The 22989-nt window shown below is 72.2% G+C and carries 17 protein-coding genes and 1 pseudogene; 5 read left to right on the top strand and 13 right to left on the bottom strand.

Annotated features, from left to right (window positions below; genetic code table 11):
- Nucleotides 1-106: 106 nt before the first annotated feature.
- On the bottom strand, nt 107-1024 hold the full coding sequence (locus DTL70_RS05395; RefSeq protein WP_181860791.1) for an alpha/beta fold hydrolase: 918 nt from the start codon (nt 1022-1024) through the stop codon (nt 107-109).
- A 222-nt stretch (nt 1025-1246) separates the two neighbouring features.
- Between DTL70_RS05395 and DTL70_RS34115 the strand changes: the two are divergent.
- A pseudogene (locus DTL70_RS34115) lies at nt 1247-1392 on the top strand (IS5/IS1182 family transposase); the annotation flags it as partial.
- 251 nt (nt 1393-1643) lie between these two features.
- On the opposite strand, the gene DTL70_RS05390 reads toward DTL70_RS34115, so the two are convergent.
- Nucleotides 1644-3821: a primosomal protein N' gene (locus DTL70_RS05390; RefSeq protein ID WP_114020654.1), complete on the bottom strand. Its 2178-nt coding sequence runs from the start codon at nt 3819-3821 to the stop codon at nt 1644-1646.
- Nucleotides 3822-4247: 426 nt separating this feature from the next.
- Nucleotides 4248-4898, bottom strand: a complete 651-nt coding sequence (locus DTL70_RS05385) for a TetR/AcrR family transcriptional regulator (RefSeq protein ID WP_245979008.1) — start codon at nt 4896-4898, stop codon at nt 4248-4250.
- Nucleotides 4899-5112: 214 nt separating this feature from the next.
- On the opposite strand from DTL70_RS05385, the gene DTL70_RS05380 reads away from it, so the two are divergent.
- Genes DTL70_RS05380 through DTL70_RS05365 form a run of 4 tightly spaced genes read left to right on the top strand, consistent with a single transcriptional unit; the run spans nt 5113 to nt 10544 of the window.
- A complete protein-coding gene (locus tag DTL70_RS05380; RefSeq protein WP_114020652.1) occupies nt 5113-6399 on the top strand; it encodes a helix-turn-helix domain-containing protein in 1287 nt (428 codons plus the stop codon).
- A 41-nt stretch (nt 6400-6440) separates the two neighbouring features.
- Nucleotides 6441-7184 carry a toll/interleukin-1 receptor domain-containing protein gene (locus DTL70_RS05375; RefSeq protein ID WP_114020651.1) on the top strand — a complete coding sequence of 248 codons (744 nt, stop codon included), beginning with the start codon at nt 6441-6443 and terminating at the stop codon, nt 7182-7184.
- Nucleotides 7181-9160 (top strand): hypothetical protein, encoded by a 1980-nt coding sequence (locus DTL70_RS05370; RefSeq protein ID WP_114020650.1) that lies wholly within the window; start codon nt 7181-7183, stop codon nt 9158-9160. Before DTL70_RS05375 ends, DTL70_RS05370 begins: the two co-directional genes overlap by 4 nt.
- Nucleotides 9161-9194: 34 nt before the next feature.
- Nucleotides 9195-10544 carry a sulfur globule family protein gene (locus DTL70_RS05365; RefSeq protein WP_114020649.1) on the top strand — a complete coding sequence of 450 codons (1350 nt, stop codon included), beginning with the start codon at nt 9195-9197 and terminating at the stop codon, nt 10542-10544.
- 627 nt (nt 10545-11171) lie between these two features.
- On the opposite strand, the gene metK is transcribed toward DTL70_RS05365, so the two are convergent.
- From metK to DTL70_RS05315, 10 genes are all read right to left on the bottom strand, one after another.
- Nucleotides 11172-12380, bottom strand: coding sequence for a methionine adenosyltransferase (metK, locus tag DTL70_RS05360; RefSeq protein WP_114015652.1), 1209 nt, complete (start codon nt 12378-12380; stop codon nt 11172-11174).
- A 361-nt stretch (nt 12381-12741) separates the two neighbouring features.
- A complete protein-coding gene (gene coaBC, locus DTL70_RS05355; RefSeq protein WP_114020648.1) occupies nt 12742-14013 on the bottom strand; it encodes a bifunctional phosphopantothenoylcysteine decarboxylase/phosphopantothenate--cysteine ligase CoaBC in 1272 nt (423 codons plus the stop codon).
- A 95-nt stretch (nt 14014-14108) separates the two neighbouring features.
- Nucleotides 14109-14387, bottom strand: a complete 279-nt coding sequence (rpoZ, locus tag DTL70_RS05350) for a DNA-directed RNA polymerase subunit omega (protein WP_114020647.1) — start codon at nt 14385-14387, stop codon at nt 14109-14111.
- Nucleotides 14388-14492: 105 nt separating this feature from the next.
- Complete coding sequence (gene gmk / locus DTL70_RS05345; protein ID WP_114020646.1) at nt 14493-15089, bottom strand: guanylate kinase; 597 nt, start codon at nt 15087-15089, stop codon at nt 14493-14495.
- A gap of 37 nt (nt 15090-15126) precedes the next feature.
- Nucleotides 15127-15450, bottom strand: coding sequence for an integration host factor (locus DTL70_RS05340; RefSeq protein ID WP_114015655.1), 324 nt, complete (start codon nt 15448-15450; stop codon nt 15127-15129).
- A 250-nt stretch (nt 15451-15700) separates the two neighbouring features.
- On the bottom strand, nt 15701-16540 hold the full coding sequence (pyrF, locus tag DTL70_RS05335; RefSeq protein WP_114020645.1) for an orotidine-5'-phosphate decarboxylase: 840 nt from the start codon (nt 16538-16540) through the stop codon (nt 15701-15703).
- Entirely contained in the window at nt 16537-17652 is a 1116-nt protein-coding gene (locus tag DTL70_RS05330) for a quinone-dependent dihydroorotate dehydrogenase (RefSeq protein ID WP_114020644.1), read from the bottom strand. Before DTL70_RS05330 ends, pyrF begins: the two co-directional genes overlap by 4 nt.
- Before the next feature lie 218 nt (nt 17653-17870).
- Nucleotides 17871-21206: a carbamoyl-phosphate synthase large subunit gene (gene carB / locus DTL70_RS05325; RefSeq protein ID WP_114020643.1), complete on the bottom strand. Its 3336-nt coding sequence runs from the start codon at nt 21204-21206 to the stop codon at nt 17871-17873.
- Nucleotides 21199-22389: a glutamine-hydrolyzing carbamoyl-phosphate synthase small subunit gene (carA, locus tag DTL70_RS05320; RefSeq protein ID WP_114020642.1), complete on the bottom strand. Its 1191-nt coding sequence runs from the start codon at nt 22387-22389 to the stop codon at nt 21199-21201. The genes carB and carA overlap by 8 nt, the downstream gene beginning before the upstream one ends.
- The gene (locus DTL70_RS05315; RefSeq protein WP_114020641.1) at nt 22389-22985 is read right to left on the bottom strand and encodes a PH-like domain-containing protein; all 597 of its coding nucleotides are present in this window, start codon (nt 22983-22985) and stop codon (nt 22389-22391) included. The genes carA and DTL70_RS05315 overlap by 1 nt, the downstream gene beginning before the upstream one ends.
- Between the last annotated feature and the right edge of the window lie 4 nt (nt 22986-22989).

The raw sequence follows: 22989 nt of genomic DNA, 5'->3' as shown, positions 1-22989 counted from the left end.
CCGGCAATAACGGCTCGATCTTCAGCCACTGCGCATCACTCAGCTCATGCCGTCGCACCATGCAGGACACCTGCCCAGCACCACACCGATCCATCACCAAGAGCCATCAGAAACGGCCTAGCCCCCCCTGCCCGGCGAGCGTGTCCAGGACGTCCGCGACCGGGGTGGGATCCAGAGGGCCGACGTGTGACGCCCCGGGGAAATCGTGCACGCGGAAGCTGTTGCCGGGTGTGGACGCGTCGGCTTCCGCGATCATTCTGTCCTGGAGCGCGGTGGCGATCGTACGGTCCCTGCCGAAGCGCAGGTACGTGCGGGGAAGACGTCCCCAACTGCCGGCCCGGCCGACCGCTCGGCCCGCATAGGCGGCGACGGGCTCGTCGGTCTGCATGCCGGCCAGTATCCGGCGGAAGTCGGCGTCGGGGTAGTCCGCGCAGATCATCTCCTTCAGGAGGGCCAACTCACCGCTGACACCCGTACGGAAGTTCAGCCGCAAAACCCCGAGCCGGTCCGGGTCACCCACCGTCAGCTCCACCGGGCTGACGGCGTTCGCGTTCTCGGGTGCCGCCGTGCAGGCGTCCGCCGTGGGCAGGACGCGGCTTGGACAGAAGGCCGCCATGTAGCAGATGTGGTGAAGCAGATGCGGGACAGCGTCGCCGACACGGCTGACCGACACGCCACCCAGACTGTGCCCGACCAGCACCACCGGGCCGTTCCGTGCGGCCTGCCGCACGATGCCCGTGACGCGCGCCTCGTAGTCGTCCAGCCCGAGGCCCTTCAGCGGGGAGGGCTCGACCGCCATCGCTGTGAGGTCCTGCCGCTGGTACGACTCCGCCACGAAAGCCTCCGCACCGTGCCGCGGCTGGTCCACCATGACGACACGGTGGCCGCGCAGCACCAGTTCCCGCGCAAGCGGCATCCAGAACGCGCCGGCGCTGTGGGTACCGTGCACCAGCACGTAAGTTCCAAGCCCGCGACGCGGGGCCGCCGCGGCCGGTGAGGTTCCGAGCCCGGTGGCCAGCGCCATGCCTCCCGCCGCGAGTCCCAGCCCACGCAGCGCCGTCCGCCGGGTGGCACTTTTCCGTTCCGCATTCGTGTCATCCACCATGAACTCGACGCTATGAACGGCCCGTTCGGCCCACCAGCGGTCCAGCACCCCCGCAGGGGTGGACCCAGAACCACCCTGCCGTGCGGCTCGCAGGAGCCGGCCCGCGCGCCGTGAGCGACAGGGCCGCCCGCCCCCGCGGGCTCCCGCCGCAACCGCAGTTGGCTGCGAAGACGCCGGATCGAGCACACCATCCCGGAGCCGAGGGACCGGCGGGCAACCGCCGGCGCAGAAGCAGCGCGGGCGGCGGCAGACACGCCGGATACGGCCAGGGGCACTACCGGCGCCGGCTCCCATGCGCCGGGCCCCCGCGCTGCGCCGACTACCCGCCCGGCCCCACGGTGGCGGAGGCCATCTCTACGGCACCCACCAAGGGCGCCCCGGACAACCGCACCCGCAAACTCGCCAAGGAGCTGTGCGCCCGCAGCATCACGGCGCACTCGGTCGCGCCCGGGCGCATCGACACGCATGCCAACGCGAGATGGCCGGGCCGCTCCAGGACTCCGACAGCGCGCTCTCGGCTTCCGACAGAGCGCCCGCCTCAGCCGATGTCCACCGGGTCGACCCGCACATGCGGCACCGCGCCCTCCCTGCGTGCCAGCCGCCCCGCCAGAGCGGTTTTCAACGACACTGCCAGCGTGGCGCCGCTGCCCTGCGGCACGCGGACCAGCGCGCGCTCCCAGAGTTGGCCCGGCGGCGGATCACCAGGGCTTCGCGGTCGCCCGGAGGCCGGTACCGGCAGGGGCACAGGGCCCAGCACCTGAGCCCCTGCCGGCAGTCCGGATTCCCGAGCTGAATCCAGCAACGCGGCGACCGCCTCGGGCGGGCCGGTGACCGCCGCCATCCGGGAGACGGGGGGAAAGCCCAGCTCGGCCCGGTCGGCGAGCTCCCGCAGCGCGTGCCCGGCCGGGTCCCAACGCACCAGAGCCTGGACCGGGCGCATCGACTCCTCGGCGACGAGCACCACGCTGCCGCCCTCGCCCTGCGGACGCACCAGTGAGGCGGCACCCAGCCAGCGGCGCAGCGCCTCCTCGCCCGCACGCAGGTCCGGCCGTCCCAGCAACGCCCAGCCGTCCAGCAACAGGGCGGCCGCATACCCGTCCTCGCCCTCCGGCACCGGCTCGGCCCCCGGGGTGGCGACCACGAGTGCCGGGCGCGCCGGCACCGACTCCAGCACGTGCTCGCCACCGGAAGTCCGCACCGGCACCGAGGGGAAGGCCCGCCCCAGCTCCTCCGCCGTGCGCCGGGCCCCGATGACGCTGCCGCGCAACCGTGTGCCCGCGCACATGGGGCAGCGCCACTGCGGGGTCTCGCGCGCACACCAGCCGCAGCGCAGCGCCGTGCCCTCCCCCGACGCCTCCAGCGGCCCCGAACAGTGGGCACAGCGGGCCGGCTCCCGACACCGCTCGCACACCAGCCTCGGCACATATCCACGGCGCGGCACCTGGACCAGCACCGGTCCGTGCTCCAGCGCGTCCCGCGCGGTGCGCCAGGCGAGACTGGGGAGCCGGGCGCTGCGGGCGGCCGGGTCGCGCCCCTCGTCGCCCTCGCCGGCCGTGCGGACCCGGGGCATGACGGCCCGCACCGTGTCACGGTCGGCGGCCAGCGGGCGGGCGAATCCGGACTCCACCAACTGCGCCGCCTCCACCGTGCAGCCGTGCGCCCCGAGCAGGAACGCCGCGCCTTCGGTCACGGCCCGCTGCAGCAGCACCTCCCGGGCGTGCGGCTGCGGGGCACGCTCCTCGCTGTGCCCGGAGTCGCCGTCCTCCCAGATCGCGGCCAGGCCCAGGCGGCGCACCGGCGCGAACATCGCCGCTCTGGTGCCGACGACCGCGCGCACCGCGCCGCGGCTGACGGCCAGCCACCGGCGGTACCGGGGTTCGGGGCCGGCGTCGGCGGTCAACAGCACGTGCTGCCCCTCGCCGACGAGCGCGGTGAGTGCCGCGTCCACCCGGGCGGCCGACTTGCCCTCGGGCAGCACGGCCAGTGCGCCGCGCCCGGTCGCGAGGGTGGTGGCCATGGCGCGAGCCAGTTCGTCGGCCCAGTCGCGGGGGCCCGGCAGGGCCGTCCACACCGCGCGCGGCGCGGACTTGTCGGTGAGCGCCTGCAGGAAGGCGGGGCCGTGCGGGTAGCGGGACCAGCCGCCGGGCTCCGGGGACTGCGGCCTGGGTGGGCGGCGCGGCGAAGCCTGCTTCTCGGCTCGCGCGCGTCGCGGTGGGACGGCCAGTTGGACCACGTCGGCCAGCGACCCCGCGTAGCGGTCCGCGACCGAGCGGCACAGCTGGAGCAGCTCGGGGGTGAGGACGGGTTCGGGTGAGAGGACCTGTGCGAGGGGAGCGAGCCGTCCCGTGAAGTCGGAGTCGGCCCGGCGCTCCACGATGAATCCGTTGATGAGGCCGCCGCCTTCGCGGCGTCCTTCCCGTTCTCCCGCGCCGAACCGCACCCGGACGCGCACGCCCGGCTGGGCCTCCTCGTCCATCGCCGCGGGCACGGCGTAGTCGAAGAACCGGTCGAGGTGGACGAGCCCTTTGTCGACCAGCACGCGCGCCACCGGCAACCGCGTGGCGAGCTCGGCGCCCCGCCAGGTGCGGGGTTTCGCCCTGGGCGGCCGGGCCTTGTGCTCGCGGACCGTCTCCCGGATGAGGGCAAGCTGCTCGGCCTGTTCGGGCTGCTGCGACTGCTCGCTCCTGTCCTCCGGCCCGCCGTTGTCCCTGCTCACCGGCTCAGTTTCGCAGACGGCCCGAAGCCGGTGGCCGGTTGTCGATCCGGCCCGGGGCTGCTGCGCTGCGCCACGCCGGTGGCAGTCCTGAACATCACGGTTCAGTTCCCTTTCGTCTCGTCACGGACTCGCCCGCTCGTCCTCGTGCCGGTCGCCTCTCGCGTCGGTGCGCGGCCGGCCTCCGGCGAGCACGTCCAGCGGCCCGAGGGAAGGCCACGGGGAGCCACACCACGAGTGGCAGAAGAACGGCTGGGGCAAGGAGACCGCCCAGGGTGCCCGTCACGCGGGTCACGTGGCCGAGGGTGGTCGCGTCGGGTGCCCGGCCCCCGCCGGCAGCACCGGCTTCGTGCGGCCGGTGCGGAGAAGGAGGGCGTCGGGGGCCGTTGAACGCGTCATGGGGTTCGCCGGCGCGCCCGGCCGCGCCGCTCATCCGTCTCCGCCTTCCTCCGGCGGCCGCTTCGGACCTGCGGTGAGAGCTCCGTGCAGGAAGAGATCGACGAGCTCCGCGTCCTCCACAGGGTGGGGGGCGCCGGAGCGTCCCGCGCTCATCAGCAGCAGCTGGAAGGTGTCGGCGAGCCGTTCGGGTGCCATGCGCAGCGCCGCGCGGTCCGGCTCGAAGAGCGAGGTGAGCGCGGCGCGGGGGGCGGCCAGCCCGGCCTCGCGTCGGCTCCCGGCCTCCTCGGGGCCTGCGGCCTCGGGGGCGGCCGGCCTCGCCGCCTTGCCGACGGAGGCGAGGGCTCCGGCGACATCCCCTATCCGGTTCATGTGGCCCCGCATGACTTCCGCTGCCTGAGTGAGTCGGTCCGGCAGCGGCTGGTCGAGGGAGATGCCTTCGAGGTGCGCGAGGGTGTCGTCGGGCCGCAGCGCCTCTTCCAGGCAGGCGGCGAGCAGCGCCTCCTTGTCGGTGAAGACGCGGAAGAGGGTGCCCTCGCCGATTCCGGCCGCGCGGGCGATCTTCGCGGTCGTCACCAGTGGTCCGTACTCGACAACGAGCGGGAGTGCCGCCGCCACGATCATCGCGCGCCGCTGCTCCGGGTCCATCGCGGGCGCCCTGCGCCTCGCCTGTGGTTCGTTCATGCACCGAGCATACGGAGTGAGCACTCACTCCGTCAAGGAGTGAGTGCTCACTCCTGCCGTGCGGGCGGTCTCGACGCGGCACCGCGATTGCGGTTGCCTGCTCCGCAGGGGGAAACGGGAAACGGCCCCCACGCCTTGTTGGCCGGGTGAGCGCGCCCCCAAGCTGAGTGCGGCGAGGGGCACCCGCCCGGAGTGAGAGACACGGAGGTCAGCAGTGCTCCAGCAGCCCCGGCAGCCGCTCGGATTCGGACCAGAACTCCGTCGGCTGCGCCTCGCCAGAGGGTTCACGCTCGGCCAGCTCAGCGCTCTCGTCCACTACAGCAAGAGCCAGTTGAGCAAGGTCGAGCGAGGCCTCAAGGCCCCGTCAGCCCAGCTGGCCCGGCTCTGCGACACGGCGCTGGACGCGGACGGGAGGCTGGCGGCTTCCGCTCCCTCCTTCACTCTTTCGAGTCCGACTCCCGAGCCCGTTTCCGACGAAGGTGAGACCTGGCTGATGCGTCTCGATCCCACGGGCGACGCCTCTTTCGAGTCCGTGCCCCGCAGAAGCGTGGTGGCGGCTGGTGCCGCCTCGGTCGTTCCACTGGGACGGCCGGCGCCCCGGACCGACAGCAGCACGGTCCTGCGCACGGCACGCTCCCTGTTCGCCCACTACCGCTCACTGGGCCAGAGCGCGGGCCCGCACCTGGTCCTCCCGCCGCTCATCGCGCAGACGCACACGCTGCGTTCGCTGGCGCACCAGGCCGACCTCAGCTCCAGGAATGGGCTGCTGTCACTGGCGTCCCGCTATGCCGAGTACATCGGCTGGCTCGTCCAGGAGACCGGTGACGAGCGTGGCGCCCTGTGGTGGACGGACCGCGCGGTGGAACTCGCCGAGGAGGGCGGCGATCACGGGCTGGCCGCGTACGCGCTGGTACGTCGCGCGCTGGTCACCCTCTACCGTGGCGACGCGGCACAGACGGTCGAACTGGCCCGCCGGGCGCGGCGGCTGGCCGGGAGTGACCGGGTGCGCGGGCTGGCGGCGCAGCGCGAGGCGCAGGGGCACGCGCTGGCGGGTGACCGCCGCTCGTGCATGCGCGATCTGGACGCGGCCAGGGAACTGCTCGCGTCGGCCGCCAGGTCGGCTGACGAGGACGCGCGGGCCAGGACCCCGGTCATCGGCAGCAGCACATTGGCCGACCCGGTCTCCATGATCACCGGTTGGTGTCTGTACGACCTCGGGCTGCCCGCCGAGGCCGCGCAGGTGCTGGACCGCCAGACGGCCGCGCTTCCCCCGCACGCGCTCAGGTCGCAGGCCAGGTACGGCATACGGCGGGCGCTCGCGCACGCCGCCGCGGGCGAGGTCGACCACGCCTGCGCGCTCGTCCAGACCCTCACAGCGGCGACGGACTCGGTCGCCTCCGCGACGATCAGGACCGACCTGCGCCGCCTCGCACACGTCCTGCGGCGCCACCCCACCCGGTCAGCGAGCGAGCTCGCTCCGTGGCTGGCCACCCACATCTGACCCGCCTTCGCCCCACGTTCCGACCCCGACAAGGAGCCGCCATGCCGCATGTCTTCGTCAACTACCGCACCGGCGACGGTGAGCAGGCCGCCACCACCATCGCCCGCGACCTGTCGCACCGCTTCGGCGAAGGGTTGGTCTTCCGGGCGAGCGAGTCCATTCGGCCTGGGCAGCTCTACCCGGACGAGTTGCTCGCCGGTGTCCGCCGCAGCGACGCCCTCCTCGCCCTGATCGGCCCCGGCTGGCTGGACGCCCCCGATCCGGCCCGCCCCGGATGCAGGGCGCTCGATGACGCCGAGGACTGGGTGCGCAAGGAGATCCTGGAAGCCCTTTCGGAGGGAACGCTGGTCGTTCCCGTACTCATCGGGCGCCGGACGGAACGCCTCAAGGCCGCGACGCTCCCCCAGCCGCTGGCCCGGCTCGCCTACGTGCAGTCCCTGCGCTACGACCACCAGCAGGCGTCGACGGATCTCGGCAGGATCGCCGAGGTGCTCTCGGAGCTGGTCCCGGGTCTGGAGGAAGACGGCGCTGCCGAACCCTGCGAACACCCGGTCGGTGACGGCGGCACCGCCAACACGGTCACGGGCGACGGTGACGGCCACATCCAGGCCCGCGACATCACCGGAGGCGTCACCTCCACGGTGATCCGCGACGCGCACGGCCCACTCAACACCGGCCCTGCGGCTCAGCACGTGCACCAGCCGCACCTGGAGGGCGAAGGCGCCACCTACGTCAGCGGCGACAACAAGGGGGGCGTGCGGCACCGGTTCGGGGAGCGGCGATGACCACTCCGTCCGCCTCCTCCAACTCCTCCAGCCATGTGGCCGACGCACGCGGTCCGCTCCACACGGGCCCGGGCGACCAGAACATCTACTACGGGCTCTACTACGGGGACATCGGGGCGTCCGCGTCGTCCGACCGCAGCGGCCGTGATCCCCGTCAGGTCGCCGTAGAGGAACTCCGTTCTCTGCGGCGGCGGTTCGTGGACCCGGCGGGCAGCGAGCGGGCCCGCGAGCTGCTGGAGGACAAGCGCGCCGTCATGCTCACGGCCGGCCGCGGAGACGGCGCCCGTACGGCGGCGAAGGTCTTCCTCTGCCAACTCCCGCAGGGCAGCCGGCGGTTCCGCGAACTCGTCGACCAGGCGGAGGAGGGCGACTCTGCCGGTCGCGCCCTGGACCGGGAACAGGTGGAGCGGGGGGCCGCCCTGCTGCTCGACCTGTCGACCGTCCCCTCGCGCCGCTACGAGACGTTCATGGCGGAGCTGCCCTGGTTCCTCAAGGTCGTACGGGAGTGCGACGCCTGGCTGGCCGTCGTCCTGCCTGTCCAGTGGCGGGCGGGGTTCGAGCACGTCTTCCGCGGGCTCGTCGTCGGACTCGGGCGCCCCGACCCTGCCGCCGTGCTCCAAGCGCACCTGCGCGACGGCGGCATCCGCGTCCGGCGGGCCGAGGTGGCCGTGCCCGAGCTGGAGCACGAGCTGAGGACGGCCACCATGGCCCAGACGGCGGACCTGAGCGAGGACATCAGGGCCGCCCGGGACGCCGCCCCACCGGATTCGGGTTTCGCCGCGTGGCTCAAAACCGCCCTCGCCGCACACGCTCCGGGGGCGCAGGACGTCGAAGCGCACCTGTCCGGGCTGGACAGCGGTGCGCAGCGCGCCCTCCTGCTGACGACGGCGCTGCTGCACGGGGCACGTACCGACACGGTCCACGAGGCCACCGTCCGGCTCGCCCGGGCGGTGGAACATCCGGAGGTGGCCACGCCCCTGCTGCACCACCGCACGCTGACCGCCCGGCTCACCGAGATCAAGGCGGCAGCCCACCAGGGCCGCGTCCGCTTCACGGTGGCCGGTTACGACGCCGGCGTACGCCGCTGGTTTTGGGACAACTATCCGCAGCTGCGCGGACCGCTGGCCGACTGGCTCCGCGCGGCACCGGGCTTCACGGCGTTGGAGCGCGCCGAGCGGCTCGAACTGGTCACCCGCTTCGCGCACGAGCGCCTGCGCACCGGGCCCCCGGACGGCCTGGCGGCACTGGCTGAGCGCTGGTCTCGGCCGTCCGCCTCGCCGGAGGAGCTGACGATGGCGGCCAGAGCGCTGGGCGAGGGTGTGGTCCACGCGCGGTACGGCAGTCACTTCAGGCAACAGCTCTACAGATGGGCCCAGGACTCCGCGCTGCCGGCCCACCGCGCCCACGTCGTGATCGGCGTGTGCTCCGAGGTGCTCTCCCGGCGCTTTCCCGACCAGGCGATGATCCGGCTGCGCCACGTGAGCCGGCACCAGGAGAAGGGTGTGCGCGTCACGGCCCGTGAGGCGCTGGCCCGCATCACCGACTCCGACGACCGCCTATACCGCAGCCTGCTCAGGCGGCTCACGCCGGGTGCGGAGCCCCGGGGCCTCCGCGACCTGGGCATCTTCCTCCACGTCGCCGATGCGGCCCGGATGACGGGCGACGCCACGGTGGGGCCGCTGCTGGCGGACCACTGGACGGCCGCGCTCGCCCACCTGCCCCCGTCGCGCTGGCAACAGCCCCTGCGAGCGTGGCTGGAGCGGGCCCACACCCGGCCTGCCGTCCGCCGGGCCGCACTGCGGGTACTGGCCACGGCGTGTGCCAGGCAGCGGGCGGCGTTCGGAGCCGTCTACGCCGCCGCCTGCTCCTGGGCGGCGGGCGACGCCGCACGACAGCACACCGTGAACGCCCTCTGGGAGGCCGCTGGATCCGTGCCGCGCCCCCATCCGTCCCATACGCCCGCGGCCGCCCGCTGAGCGCCGTGCGCACCGAGAGGAGTCAGGAGATTCCATGAGTTCTGGCCACAAGACGGTGACCGGCTTCTGCACCGTCCTTCTCGGCCTGGTCCTGGTCATCGCCGGCCTCGTCCTGCGCTGGCCGGTCTGGGCCTGGGGCGCGGCAGCGGTCGCCTTCGTGACCGTCTGCCTGGCCATGCGGCGCTGGGCCGTCCCTCCCGTCGACCCGCTCTCTCAGGAGTTCACGGCCGAACCCGACCGGCCCACCGATCCGCCCGAGCGCAGAGAGGAGATCGTCACCGACGTGGTGCTCCCCTCGGCGGCCCAGGACTACGACTTCAGGTTCTCCGCCACGATCCGCTGGTGGCCCGAGGAGCAGCCCAAGAACAGCGCTCCCTTCAGCCCCGCGGGGGTAGCCGTCAGCGCGGTGCTGGACAGGGCGCGCGAGGTGACCGAGCAGTGGCAGCCGCACCGCGGCTCGGTGGCCCAGCACCGGCTCAGCGGCGAGCTCGCGGTCATGCGCGCCGACTCCGAGGGGCGGGTGCTCGCGATGGCGGAGAACGTGACGCTCACCCTCTGGGAGGCGGACGCCGTACGGCTGCGCAAGCTGGCCACGGTCCGCAAGGACGAGACGCTGTGGGCGCACGAACGCCGGTACGAGCGGGACCGCCGCGAGTACCTGGGCAACGACGTGCTCCACGACACCGGCAGCGCCGTGGTGTGGTGGCTCGCCAAGAACGACGAGCAGATCCGCAAGACCGTCGACGATCTCGGCGTGCTCGCCCAGCTGACCTCGGCGGCGAACAACGAGGAGGTCCCTGAGCGCTACGCCCACCTGGTGCCGCACCCGACCGGCGTCCAGGAGGGGCCCGCACCGGCTGCGAGCGGCTACCCGAACGGATATCGCGACGGCGACCCGACCGGTCATGTCAACGGACACGGACACGGACGCGCCAACGGGCACGGGCACGTCGGCGAGCACGGCAACGGGAACGCCGTGGGGAGCGCGCCAGACGGTGCTCCGTTGTTCGGTGCGCCATTCGAAGCCCCGTTCGAGACGGATACGGACGTGGCGCCCTCACCGGTGGAGGTCTTCACCGACCTGCTGGCGGCGATGGAGGTCCCGGCCGGCGACCCGGACGCGGGCGTACTGACCAGAGCGCTGCACGAGGGCGCCGCCAAGGTCGCGCGAGAGGGAGCCAGCGAGGCCATCCGGCAACACTTCGACCCCGCGGCTCAGGAGCCGACCCCACCGGGTACGCCAACCCCGTCGAGCACACCGGGAACACCGGGCGCGTCAGACCCGTCTGACACGCTGAGCACGTCGGCCACGCCAGGCACGCCTGATACGCCGGATACACCGGGAGAGGTCGACGACGGCACATTGGACGCGCCCGAGGTCTGACCGGCAGAGGCGCGGGCAAAGCCCTGCCAGCGCCTTGGACCGCTCGGCCACACCGGCCCCGGGGAGGGGCCGGCGACGGGATTCGAACCCGCGAAGAGATCGCTCAACTGGTAAGTAGCCCCCGCCTGCGCACCGGGCGCGTCCACGGTCAGCGTACGGGGCGCGGCCCGCACCGGGCGAGGCGATTACCGCCCACCGCACCCCCGGGCCGCGCGCCCCGCACGCGCACAATTCGCAGGCCCGGGGCCCGCGCATCCAGGGCCGCACTCCCGTGCGAAACCCGCACGCCCGAGGCCCGCAGCCCGCGGTCCGCAGTCCGCAGTCCGCAGTCCGCAGTCCGCAGTCCGCACACCCAAAGCGCACTCCCGTGCGAAGACACCCCGCAAAAACGCCGGCAGGCGCGCAGGCCGGAGGCCCGGCACCCCGCCAGCATGGGGTGCCGGGCCTCCGGTGTGGCTCGGTGGATGGAGACGGTCGGCGCGGGGGCGAGCCCCCGACGGGCCGTCGTCCCGACCGGCTGCCGTCCCGGCGGGATCGCCGGGGACGGGAGACGGGACGGGACGAGGGGCCGGGCCGAAGCCCGCCCCTGCCCGGCACGGTCAGGGCCCCGCACCACGCGGCCGGGAACTAGATCCCGGCCGCCTTGCGGAGAGCCTCCACGCGGTCGGTGCGCTCCCAGGTGAAGTCGGGGAGCGCCCGGCCGAAGTGACCGTAGGCGGCCGTCTGCGCGTAGATGGGGCGCAGCAGGTCGAGGTCGCGGATGATCGCCGCCGGGCGGAGGTCGAAGACGTCCGAGATGGCCTGCTCGATCTTCTCGGTGTCGACGGTCGCCGTGCCGAAGGTCTCCACGAAGAGACCGACCGGCTCGGCCTTGCCGATGGCGTAGGCGACCTGGACCTCGCAGCGGGAGGCGAGCCCCGCGGCCACCACGTTCTTGGCGACCCAGCGCATGGCGTAGGCGGCGGAGCGGTCCACCTTGGACGGGTCCTTGCCGGAGAACGCACCGCCACCGTGCCGGGCCATGCCGCCGTAGGTGTCGATGATGATCTTGCGTCCGGTCAGTCCGGCGTCCCCCATGGGGCCGCCGATCTCGAACCGTCCCGTCGGGTTGACCAGCAGGCGGTAGCCCTCGGTGTCGAGCTTGATGCCCTCGTCGACGAGGGCCTTCAGCTCGGGCTCCACGACGAACTCGCGGATGTCGGGTGCCAGCAGCGAGTCGAGGTCGATGTCGGCGGCGTGCTGGGAGGAGACCACCACGGTGTCCAGGCGCACGGCCTTGTCGCCGTTGTACTCGATGGTGACCTGGGTCTTGCCGTCGGGGCGCAGGTACGGGATCGTCCCGTTCTTCCGGACGGTCGAGAGCCGCTCGGAGAGCCGGTGCGCCAGGGTGATGGGCAGCGGCATGAACTCGGCGGTCTCGTCGCAGGCGTAGCCGAACATCAGGCCCTGGTCGCCCGCGCCCTGCTCGTCGAGCTCGTCCTCATCGCCCTCGACGCGGCGCTCGTAGGCGCTGTCGACGCCCTGCGCGATGTCGGGCGACTGGGCGCCGATGGACTCGGAGACGCCGCAGGAGGCGCCGTCGAAGCCCTTCTTCGACGAGTCGTAACCGATCTCGAGGATCTTGTTGCGCACGAGGGTGGAAATCGGCGCGTAGGCCTTGGTCGTCACTTCACCGGCCACGTGGACGAGACCGGTGGTGATCAGCGTCTCGACGGCGACCCGGGAGTGCGGGTCCTCCTTGAGGAGTGCGTCGAGGATCGTGTCGCTGACCTGGTCAGCGATCTTGTCAGGGTGACCCTCGGTCACGGATTCCGAGGTGAACAAGCGGCGCGACACATCGCTCCCTGGGGTTGCAGCGGCTGCTGGCTGAACATGGGGCGGACCGGTCGGGGGCTGCGCCCAAGCACGGTCCGCGGCCAGTTTATCCATCTCCGCCGGTATCCAATCACGGACTCTCGAACTACGAGACGACCGTGACCTGCCCAATTCGAACTCGCTCACCACCGTAACCGGGTGGAAGATGCCGACATGTCAGGGCGTGTCGGTCAGCCGCCGCCGGAGTCAAGAGCGCCCTTCCGGCCCCGTTCGACGACGTTCGACGACTTCCGGCCCACTCGGGCGGGGGTCGGATCAGGCCCGCCGAGGGGCCGGAAGCTCCGGTTCCGGACGGTTCTCCCGCGCCTCGGGGCCCGGCCGCTCACCCCTGGCCGGGGAAGCGCCGCGCGACCAGGTCCCACACGGTCTCGGCGAGGGCCTCCTTCGGCCCGTGGGGCACAGCCGTCTCACTCCCGTCGGCGCCCAGCACGACGGCTTCGTTCTCCTCGGCACCGAAGGTCTTCGACTCGCCCACCTCGTTGACGACCAGCAGATCGCAGCCCTTGGCGGCGAGCTTGGCGCGGCCGTGCGCCAGCACGTCGTCGGTCTCTGCCGCGAAGCCGACCACCACCTGCCCGGCGCGGGGGCGGTCCGCCGACAGACCGGCCAGGATGTCCGGGTTGCGGACCAGCGCCAGCGGCTCGGGGTCCTGGCCGTCCTTCTTCTTGATCTTTCCGTCGGCGTAGGAGGCAGGGCGGAAGTCGGCGACGGCGGCGGCCATCACCACCGCGTCCGCGTCGGCCGCCGCCTCGGTCACCGCCTCGCGCAGTTCCCTCGCGCTGCCGACGCGGACGAGGTCCACGCCCGCGGGTTCCGGCAGTGCGCTGTTGGCGGAGACGAGCGTCACCCGCGCGCCCCGCGCGGCGGCCGTACGGGCGAGGGCGTAGCCCTGCTTGCCGCTGGAGCGGTTGCCGAGGAAGCGCACCGGGTCGAGGGGCTCGCGGGTGCCGCCCGCGCTGACGACGACGTGGCGCCCGGCGAGGTCGCAGCCCGCGCCCGCCACGCCCCGGGCGAGCACCCGGCGGCAGACGTCGAAGAGCGCGTCCGGGTCGGGCAGCCGCCCCTTGCCGGTGTCCTTGCCGGTCAGCCGGCCGACAGCGGGCTCGATGACCACGGCGCCACGGCGGCGCAGCGTGGCGACGTTCTCCTGGGTGGCGGGGTGCTCCCACATCTCCGTGTGCATCGCGGGGGCGAAGACGAGGGGACATCGTGCGGTCAGCAGAGTGTTGGTCAGCAGGTCGTCGGCCAGGCCGTGGGCGGCCTTGGCGAGCAGGTCGGCGGTGGCGGGCGCGACGACGACCAGGTCGGCGTGCTGTCCGATGCGCACGTGCGGCACCTCGTGGACGGACTCCCACACCTCGGTGGCGACGGGGTTGCCGGTCAGCGCCGACCAGGTGGCGGCCCCGACGAAGTGGAGCGCTGACCGCGTGGGGACGGCACGCACCTCGTGGCCGCTCTCGGTGAAGCGCCGGGCCAGCTCGCACGCCTTGTAGGCGGCGATGCCTCCGCTGACGCCGAGTACGACCTTCGGCCTGGCCTGCCGGCCGCTGCCCGCACCGGGTACCCCGGCTGCCTCGTCCCGCTCCTGCGTCACTCGTCTCTCCCCACGCGCGTCACTGGTGCCCCTATGACACACCAGGGGCCCGGCAGTCGCGCTGCCGGGCCCCTGGTGGAAGTGCTACCGACCGGTCACTGACCGACAGGCGGAGCCTCGATGGCCTCGGAGGTGAGGAGGCCTGCGTTGATCTCGCGGAGCGCGATGGAGAGCGGCTTCTCGTGCACGTGGGTGTCCACCAGGGGGCCCACGTACTCCAGGAGGCCCTCACCGAGCTGGGAGTAGTACGCGTTGATCTGGCGCGCGCGCTTGGCGGCGTAGATCACGAGGCTGTACTTGGAGTCGGTGGCCTCGAGCAGCTCATCAATCGGCGGGTTGATGATGCCCTCGGGCGTGGTGATGGAAGAGGACACTCTCTGCCTTCCGAAGGGTGAATGAAGAGGGGATCGATCGCCGTGCGAGCAGCGGCGCGGCACGCGTCCGCACGCTGCGCGGCAGGCACAGCCGAGACTGCGGGGTCAATCGATACGCATCAAGGCTAGCAGCTCGGCGCTGACCTGCTCGACGGAGGTGTTGACCAGGGTCCGGTCGAACTCGGCCTCGGCGGCCAGTTCGGTACGGGCCGCGGCCAGCCGGCGCTCGATGACCTCGGGCGCCTCGGTACCCCGGCCGGTGAGTCGCCTGACCAGCTCGTCCCAGCTGGGGGGTGCGAGGAAGACCAGCTGCGCCTCGGGCATGGACTGCTTGACGAGCCGCGCCCCCTGCAGGTCGATCTCCAGGAGGACGGGCTCTCCCCGCTCCAGATGCCCCAGCACCGCCTGCCTGGGGGTGCCGTAGCGGTTTCCCGCGAACGCGGCCCATTCGAGCAGCTCACCGTTGGCGACGAGCTTGTCGAACTCCTCGTCGTCGACGAAGAAGTACTGCACTCCGTGGCGCTCACCGGGCCGCGGCTTGCGGGTGGTGGCGGAGACGGAGAGCCAGACTTCGGGGTGCGCCTTGCGCATGTGGGCGACGACCGTGCTCTTGCCGACCCCGGAGGGACCGGAGAGCACGGTCAGCCGCGACGTGCCGACCGGGGGTGCCGGGGTCTCCCCCCGGGGAACTGCAGAACTCATGCAGTGATTATCCCGGTTAACGGGAGTGCCTGAGACCTCAGGCGGCCTTCCCGCCGAACTCCTTCTCCAGGGCGGCGATCTGGTTGGAGCCGAGGCCGCGGACGCGGCGGCTCTCGGAGATCCCCAGGCGCTCCATGATCTGCTTGGCCCGGACCTTGCCGACGCCGGGGAGGGACTCCAGGAGGGCGGAGACCTTCATCTTGCCGATCACATCGTTTTTCTGCCCCTGCTGGATGACCTCGTGCAGGGACGCACCGGAATGCTTGAGCCGGTTCTTGACCTCGGCGCGCTCCCGGCGAGCCGCGGCGGCCTTTTCGAGCGCGGCTGCGCGCTGTTCAGGGGTAAGGGGCGGAAGAGCCACGCCTACGTCACCTCGGATGTCGAACTGTCGGATACGGATCGGTGAGGAAACCTAGTACTCCCCCACCTGCGGAGCAACGAGCAACGCGCTTGTGCGCGGTGCTCTCGACGGAGACTAGCGGCAGTGAGGCCAGGAGTCAGCGAGAACAGACGAAAAGTCCTGGTCAGCCTCGCTCGACCAGGACTTTTCTGGACATACCTGACGCATTTTCCGGGGGTCATGCGGGTCCCGGGCCCCGGTACGGTCCGGCTCAGCCCACGGCTTCGCGCACCTGGTCGGCAAAGCGTGCGGCGGAGTCCCGCAGTCCGGTTGTGGTGGGTCCGTGACGAAGGACTCCCCGGCTCACGCTCGGGACGACATTCCGGGCGGCGGAGCCGAAGACCGCGGGCAGGTCCGCGGGCGTCGCGCCCTGCGCCCCGATCCCCGGAGCGAGCAGCGGACCGTTCACGCCCAGCTCGAACGCCGACAGGTCGCCCAGCGTGGCGCCGACCACGGCGCCGAAAGAGCCCAAGGGCCGGGCACCCGCGTTCGACTCCGCCAGGTGGCGCAGCACGGTGGCCGCCACCGTCGCCCCGTCGGCACCCGCCGCGCGCTGCACCTCCCGGCCCTCCGGATTGGAGGTGAGCGCCAGCACGAAGAGCCCCGCACCGGCGGCGGTGGCCGCCTCCACGGCCGGAGCCAGCGCCCCGAACCCCAGATAGGGGCTGACGGTGAGCGCGTCCGAGAACAGCGGACCCGCCGGATCGAGGAACGCGGCGGCGTAGGCGCTCATCGTGGAGCCGATGTCGCCGCGCTTGGCGTCCATGAGCACCAGCGCTCCGGCCGCGCGCGCCTCGGCCACCGTCTTCTCCAGCACGGCGACGCCGCGCGAGCCGAAGCGCTCGAAGAACGCCGACTGCGGCTTGAGGACGGCCACCCGGTCGGCGAGCGCCTCCACGGTCGTACGGCTGAACCGTTCGAGACCCGCCACGTCGTCGTCCAGGCCCCAGTCGCGCAGCAGGGAGGCGTGCGGGTCGATGCCCACACACAGCGGCCCCCGCGTGTCCATGGCGCTTCGCAGCCGGGCGCCGAAGGGCTCCGGTTCCGTCATGCGGCGGCCTCCTCTTCGCGGTGTGCGGCGCCGACGGCCTCGGCGAGGGTGGCGTACGGGCTGGCGGCCAGCAACCGGGCGAGCCCCTCGTGCATCCGGCGCATCCACAGCGGGCCCTCGTACAGGAAGGCGGTGTAGCCCTGCACCAGCGTGGCGCCGGCGAGGATGCGGCGCCACGCGTCCTCGGGGGTGGTCACGCCGCCGACCCCGACCAGCGTGAGCCGGTCGCCGACGCGCGCGTACAGCCGCCGCAGTACCTCCAGCGAGCGGTCGCGGACCGGAGCCCCCGACAGCCCGCCGGCCTCGGCGGTCAGGGACGGATCGGCGCTGAGGCCCAGCCCGTCGCGGGCGATGGTGGTGTTGGTCGCGATGATCCCGTCCAGCCCCAGTTCGAGGGCCAGATCGGCGACGGCGTCGACGTCCTCGTCCGCCAGGTCCGGCGCGATCTTGACCAGCAGGGGCACGCGGCGCGTGGTGACCGTGCGGTCGGCCGCCTCACGTACGGCGGTCAGGAGCGGACGCAGGTGCGCGGTCGCCTGGAGGTTGCGCAGTCCGGGAGTGTTCGGCGAGGAGACGTTGACGACGAGGTAGTCGGCGTACGGGGCCAGCGCCTCCGCGGAAGTGACGTAGTCGGCGGCCGCCTCCTCCTCGGACACGGCCTTCGTCTTGCCGATGTTGACGCCGACGGTGGTACGGAAGACCGCACGGCGCGCGGCCAGCCGTGCCGCCACGGCGGCCGAGCCCTCGTTGTTGAAGCCCATCCGGTTGATCAGCGCCCAGTCCTCGACCAGGCGGAAGAGCCGCTTTTTCGGGTTGCCCGGCTGGGCGCGGCCGGTCACGGTGCCGACCTCGACGTGGTCGAAGCCGAGCATCGCCAGACCGTCGATCCCCTCGGCGTTCTTGTCGAACCCCGCGGCCAGGCCGAACGGGCCGTGCATGCGGCGGCCCAGGGCCTCGATGCGGAGTTCCTTGTGGCGGGGGGCGAGGACCGCGGCGGCGAACGTGCGTACGACGGGGGTGCGGGCTGCGGCGCGGATCCAGGAAAACGCGAGGTGGTGGGCGTTTTCCGGGTCCATGCGGCGGAAGAGCGCGCGGAAGAGGAGTCCGTACATGTGGGTGGTGGGTTCCTGTGGTTGTCATGGCCCCCGCCCCGCCCCTTCCCGAAACTCCTCAATCGCCGGAGAGGCTCGTCCTCAAGCGCCTGGGGGCACCTCCCGGCCGGAGGCTGGGGAGTTTGAGGACCGGGGGCCCGGGGGCGGAGCCCCGGTTTCGGGAAGTGGGGGTCCCCCCGGACGAAGTCTGGGGGAGGGGCTGGGGAAAGAGAACGGGCTCAGCTCTCGCGGGCGGCGACCAGGTGCTCGGCGTGCTCCTGCAAGGAGCGCACGCTGACCTCGTCGCGCGCCAGCGCCTCGATGCCCTGCACCGCCGCGGCCAGCGCCTGCACCGTCGTCAGGCACGGCACCGACCGGGCGACGGCCGCCGTGCGGATGTCGTACCCGTCCAGCCGGCCGCCGGTCCCGTAGGGAGTGTTGACGATGAGGTCGACCTGTCCGTCGTGGATGAGCTGCACGATGGTGGGCTCACCCGCGGGCCCGGGGCCCTGGCTCTGCTTGCGGACGACCGTGGCGTTGATGCCGTTGCGCTTGAGTACCTCAGCGGTGCCCGAGGTCGCCAGCAGTTCGAAGCCCATCGCGACCAGCTCGCGCGCGGGAAAGATCAGCGCGCGCTTGTCGCGGTTGGCGACGGACACGAAGGCGCGGCCCTTGCCCGGCAGGGCTCCGTACGCGGCGCTCTGCGACTTGGCGTAGGCGGTGCCGAAGAGCGAGTCGATGCCCATGACCTCGCCGGTGGAGCGCATCTCCGGGCCGAGCACGGTGTCCACGCCCCGCCCCTGCACGTCGCGGAAGCGGTTCCAGGGCAGGACGGCCTCCTTCACGGAGATCGGGGCGTCCAGCGGGAGGTCGCCGCCGTCGCCGTGCGCCGGGAGCAGCCCCTCGGCGCGCAGCTCGGCGATGGTGGCGCCCAGCGAGATGCGGGCCGCCGCCTTCGCGAGCGGGACGGCCGTGGCCTTGGAGGTGAACGGCACGGTGCGGGAGGCGCGGGGGTTGGCCTCCAGCACGTAGAGGATGTCGCCCGCCATCGCGAACTGGATGTTGATCAGGCCCTGGACGCCGACGCCGCGTGCGATGGCCTCGGTGGAGGCGCGCAGCCGCTTGATGTCGTAGCCGCCCAGGGTGATCGGGGGCAGGGCGCAGGCGGAGTCGCCGGAGTGGATGCCGGCTTCCTCGATGTGCTCCATGACGCCGCCGAGGTAGAGCTCGGTGCCGTCGTAGAGGGCGTCGACGTCGATCTCGATGGCGTCGTCGAGGAAGCGGTCGATGAGGACGGGGTGGCGCTCGATGAGGCCCGCGTGGCGCTGGAGGTAGGACTCCAGCGAGGGCTCGTCGTAGACGATCTCCATGCCGCGGCCGCCCAGCACGTAGGAGGGGCGGACCATGACCGGGTAGTTGATCTCGGCCGCGATGTCCTTGGCCTGGTCGAAGGAGAAGGCGGTGCCGTACTTGGGCGCGGGCAGCCCGGCCTCGGTGAGCACCCGGCCGAAGGCGCCGCGCTCCTCGGCCAGCTCGATGGCCTCGGGTGAGGTGCCGACGATGGGCACGCCGTTGTCCTTGAGGTCCTGCGCGAGACCGAGCGGGGTCTGGCCGCCGAGCTGGACGAGGACACCGGCGACGGGGCCCGCCTGCTGCTCGGCGTGGACGATCTCCAGGACGTCCTCCAGGGTGAGCGGCTCGAAGTAGAGCCGGTCGGAGGTGTCGTAGTCGGTGGAGACGGTCTCGGGGTTGCAGTTGACCATGACGGTCTCGTAGCCGCCCACAGGGGAAGGCGCGGCTCCGAGCGCGAAGGAGGCGTGGACGCAGGAGTAGTCGAACTCGATGCCCTGGCCGATGCGGTTGGGGCCGGAGCCGAGGATGATCACCGCGGGCTTGTCGCGGGGGGCGACCTCGTTCTCCTCGTCGTAGGAGGAGTAGAAGTACGGCGTCTTGGCGGCGAACTCGGCGGCGCAGGTGTCCACGGTCTTGTAGACGGGGCGGATGCCGAGCGCGTGCCGCACCTCGCGCACCACGTCCTCGCGCAGCGAGCGGATGGAGGCGATCTGGGCGTCGGAGAAACCGTGCCGCTTCGCTTCGGCGAACATCTCGGCGCTGAGCTCGGGTGCCGCGGCGACCGCGTCGGCGGTCTCCTTGATCAGGAAGAGCTGGTCGACGAACCAGGGGTCGATCTTCGTCGATTCGAAGACCTCCTCCTGGGTGGCGCCGGCACGGATGGCGGCCATCACCGTGTTGATGCGCCCGTCGGTGGGGCGGGCGGCCAGCTCGAGCAGGTCGGTCTTCGTGCCGAGCTCCGCCGCCGGGGTGGCGAAGTCGAACTGGCTGCCCTTCTTCTCCAGCGAGCGCAGGGCTTTGTTCAGCGCCTCGGTGAAGTTGCGGCCGATCGCCATGGCCTCGCCGACCGACTTCATGGTCGTGGTGAGGGTCGGGTCGGCGGCGGGGAACTTCTCGAAGGCGAAGCGGGGCGTCTTGACCACGACGTAGTCGAGCGTGGGCTCGAAGGAGGCCGGGGTCTCCTGGGTGATGTCGTTGGGGATCTCGTCCAGCGTGTAGCCGACGGCCAGCTTGGCGGCGATCTTCGCGATCGGGAAGCCGGTGGCCTTGGAGGCCAGCGCGGAGGACCGGGAGACGCGCGGGTTCATCTCGATGACGACGACGCGGCCGTCCTCGGGGTTGACGGCGAACTGGATGTTGCAGCCGCCGGTGTCGACGCCGACCTCGCGGATGACGGCGATGCCGATGTCGCGGAGGATCTGGTACTCGCGGTCGGTCAGCGTCATGGCGGGCGCGACGGTGATCGAGTCGCCGGTGTGGACGCCCATCGGGTCGAAGTTCTCGATGGAGCAGACGACCACGACGTTGTCACTCTTGTCGCGCATCAGCTCCAGCTCGTACTCCTTCCAGCCGAGGATGGACTCCTCCAGGAGCACCTCGGTGGTCGGCGAGAGGGTGAGGCCCTGGCCCGCGATGCGGCGCAGCTCTTCCTCGTCGTGGGCGAAGCCGGAGCCCGCGCCGCCCATGGTGAAGGAGGGGCGGACGACGACGGGGTAGCCGCCGAGCTCCTCGACGCCGTGCAGCACGTCGTCCATGGAGTGGCAGATGTAGGAGCGTGCGGACTCGCCGTGCCCGGTCTTGTTCCGGACGACCTCGACGACCTCCTTGAACTGGTCGCGGTCCTCGCCCTTGTGGATGGCCTCGGGGCGGGCGCCGATCAGCTCGACGCCGTACTTCGCCAGGACACCGGACTCGTGCAGGGAGATGGCCGCGTTGAGCGCGGTCTGGCCGCCGAGCGTGGGCAGCAGCGCGTCGGGGCGCTCCTTGGCGATGATCTTCTCGACGAACTCTGGTGTGATCGGCTCGACGTAGGTGGCGTCGGCGATCTCCGGGTCGGTCATGATGGTGGCCGGGTTGGAGTTGACCAGGATCACGCGCAGGCCCTCGGCCTTGAGTACGCGGCACGCCTGGGTGCCGGAGTAGTCGAACTCGGCGGCCTGCCCGATGACGATCGGGCCCGATCCGATGACCAGGACGGACTGGATATCGGTGCGCTTAGGCACGCTGGTCCTCCAGGGGGGTGGCGTCGTGCTGGGTGTTTCCGTCGCGCATGAGCTCGACGAAGCGGTCGAAGAGGTAGGCGGCGTCGTGCGGGCCCGCTGCCGCCTCGGGGTGGTACTGGACGCTGAAGGCGGGCTTGTCGAGCAGCCGCAGCCCCTCGACGACGCCGTCGTTCAGACAGACGTGGCTGACCTCGGCCCGCCCGTATGGGGTGTCGCTGACCCGGTCGGTGGGCGCGTCGACGGCGAAGCCGTGGTTGTGCGCGGTGACCTCGACCTTGCCCGTCGTACGGTCCTGGACGGGCTGGTTGATGCCGCGGTGCCCGTACTTGAGCTTGAAGGTGCCGAAGCCGAGGGCGCGGCCGAGGATCTGGTTGCCGAAGCAGATGCCGAACAGCGGGGTGCCGCGCTCCAGCACGCCGCGCATGAGTTCGACCGGCTGGTCAGCGGTGGCCGGGTCGCCGGGGCCGTTGGAGAAGAAGACACCGTCGGGGTCCACGGCGTCGAGGTCCCGGGCCGTCGCGGTGGCGGGCAGCACGTGCACCTCTATCCCGCGCTCGGCCATGCGGTGCGGTGTCATGCCCTTGATGCCGAGGTCGATCGCGGCGACGGTGAACCGCTTCTCACCGCGGGCGGGGACGACGTAGGGCTCCTGGGTGGCGACCTCGCCGCACAGGTCGGCGCCCTGCATCGCGGGCGCCTCCCGCACCCGGGCGAGCAGCGCCGCCTCCTCGGTGGCCGCCGCCGCACCGGAGAAGATGCCGACGCGCATGGCGCCGCGCTCGCGCAGGTGCCGGGTCAGCGCGCGGGTGTCGACCCCGCTGATGCCGACGATCCCCTGGTCGCGCAGCTCCTCGTCGAGAGAGCGGGTGGAGCGCCAGTTCGAGGGGGTACGGGCCGGGTCGCGGACGACGTAGCCGGCCACCCAGATGCGCCCCGACTCCGGGTCCTCGTCGTTGACGCCGGTGTTGCCGATGTGCGGAGCCGTCATCACAACGACCTGGCGGTGGTAGGACGGGTCGGTCAGGGTCTCCTGGTAGCCGGTCATACCGGTGGAGAACACGGCTTCGCCGAAGGTCTCCCCCACGGCCCCGTAGGCCCGCCCGCGGAAGGTGCGGCCGTCCTCCAGGACGAGAAGGGCGGGATCTGCCGTCGTACCGGTCGCTCCCCTGGCGGAGGTCGTCATCATGCGCCTTCCTTGTGCTGCTGCGTGGCGGCGGCACCCTTGTCGCCGCTCATTGCGTTGATCTTCTCGACCCAGCAGGCCTGCTCTGCCGAGCGGTCGAAGCGGAATCCGGAGTCGAGCCGCCGTGCGCCGTGCTCCCACGTGACGATCAGCAGGCCGCCCTCGGTGAGCACCTTGCCCGCGATGCCGGTGTCGAGCCGGGCGCCGTACAGCTGCCCGGCGGGGACGAAGAAGTCCTCGGCACCCGGCCGCACGACGTCGAGGCCCCGCGCGGTCAGCGTCAGCTCGACGCGGCTGCGGGTGCCCAGGCCGTGGGCGACGATCCGGTCGAGCCACTGCCCCGCGCTGGTGGAGCCGTGGTACCGCCCGGCCGCCTCCAGCAGCGGCTGCCCGGGGGCGTCGGGGCGCTGCGGCAGCTCGGGCAGGTCACCCTGGAGGGTGCCGCGCCACTTCCAGCCCTGGCGCATCAGCCAGTACAGCAGCGCGATGAACAGGACGAGCCCGACGACCCAGCCGATCCGGGCGGCCCAGTCGGTGACGTCCTGTGACTTCTGTGCGGCCGCCAGAGCGGCCACGGGGTGGTTCAACGTGCTCACACTG

It is taken from the genome of Streptomyces diacarni, from assembly GCF_003323715.1.
GTDB classification, from domain to species: domain Bacteria; phylum Actinomycetota; class Actinomycetes; order Streptomycetales; family Streptomycetaceae; genus Streptomyces; species Streptomyces diacarni.
The sequence above is the reverse complement of the archived record's forward strand: the minus strand, read 5'-3'. Positions and strand labels throughout refer to the sequence as shown.